The following is a 1482-nucleotide window of genomic DNA, read 5'->3' as shown; positions in this document are numbered from 1 at the left end:
GCGGCGCCAGGAGGCGGGGTCGGACGAGGCGAAGGGGCCGCCCTCGGCCACCCCCGCGTTGGCCACGACGACGGAGGGACGGCCGAGCCGCTCGCGGACCTCGCGGGCGGCGCGTGCCAGCGCCTCGTCGTCGGTGATGTCGACGGCGAGGGCCAGCGACGGCGTGGGGAGCGAGGCGGCGACGGCCTCGAGCAGGGGCCGCTCGTGCCCGAGCAGCGCCAACCACGCCCCGCGGTGGGCGAGTTCGCGGGCGAGCGCCGCGCCGAGCCCGCGCGCGGCTCCCGTGACCACCACGGTGCGGCCGGCCAGCCGTTCATCTCGCGCCATGTCAGTAGGTCCGCTCCCGTGTGGAGGACCGTTCGCCCACGCGGTTGCGGCGGGACAGGGCGCGCTGCGCCCGGTGCAGGCCCGGGGGCAGGCGCCGGCGGAGGGCGGCGCGGGCGGCGTTGGCGCCCGGCGCGCCGTGCACGCCGCCGCCGGGGTGGGCGCCCGCGGAGGCGAGGAACAGTCCCGCCACCGGCGTCTCGGGCCGTCCGGTGCCGGGCACCGGGCGGAACACGAGCTGCTGGTGCATCGCTGTCGTACCGCCGTTGATGGCGCCGTCGTCCAGGTTGCGGTTGAGCGCCTGGAGGGTGGGCGGGGCGAGGATGCGGCGGGCGCGGATCAGGGCGCGGAAGCCCGGCGCGAACCGCTCGACCTGCCGCTCCACCCGGTCGGCCATGAGTTCCTGGTCCCTGGTCCCCCAGCTCCCTGTGATGCCCTCGTCCCCGGCGTCGCCGGTGATCTCGCGCGGAACGTGGGTGTAGGCCCAGGCGGACTCGGTGCCCCGGGGCGAACGGGAGGCGTCCGACGTGGTCATCTGGCCGAACAGGGCGAAGGGGCGGTCGGGCACTTGCCGCATGGCGATCTGGGCGGCGAACCGGGTGAGCTCGTCCAGGCCGTCGGCGAGGTGGACGGTGCCCGCGCCCACCGCTCCCTCGGTCTGCCAGGGCACGGGTCCGTCGAGCGCCCAGTCGACCTTGAAGGTGGAGAAGTCCCACTGGAACCGTTCGAGGTCGGCCAGCAGTTGGGCGGGCAGGTGCTCGGGACCGACGAGCTGCCGGTACAGGGCGGGCACGGAGACGTCGGCGAGTACGGCACGGGCCGCGGCCACGGTCTCGCCGCCGGCGGTGCGCACGCCCACCGCGCGGCCGTCGCGTACCAGGACGCGGTCGACCCGTTCGCCGCAGCGCAGGGTGCCGCCCTTGGCGCGCAGCCGCTGGACCAGGGCGGCGACGAGGGCGCTGGAGCCGCCTGCGGGCACGGGGAAGCCGTAGGTCTGCCCCAGCATGGACATCAGCCAGCCGAACCCGCCGCTGCCGGCGGACTCGGGTGCGAGGTCGGCGTGGAGCGCGTTGCCGGCCAGCAGCAGCCTGCCGCCCTCGCCGCGGAACTCCTCCTCACCCAGCCGGCGCACGGGCAGTATCAGCGTGCGGGCCATGC

At 76.6% G+C, this 1482-nt stretch carries 2 protein-coding genes; both read right to left on the bottom strand.

Annotated features, from left to right (window positions below):
- Positions 1 to 327: SDR family NAD(P)-dependent oxidoreductase (locus tag IE249_RS39450; RefSeq protein ID WP_229859923.1), on the bottom strand; the 327-nt coding region annotated here is incomplete at its 3' end.
- 1 nt (position 328) lies between these two features.
- Positions 329 to 1482 (bottom strand): phytoene desaturase family protein (locus tag IE249_RS34145; protein WP_229859920.1); only part of this gene is annotated, 1154 nt, incomplete at its 5' end.

It is taken from the genome of Streptomyces anandii JCM 4720, assembly GCF_014650655.1.
In the GTDB taxonomy this organism is placed as follows: Bacteria; Actinomycetota; Actinomycetes; order Streptomycetales; family Streptomycetaceae; genus Streptomyces; species Streptomyces anandii.
This window is presented reverse-complemented; position numbering and strand designations above follow the sequence as displayed.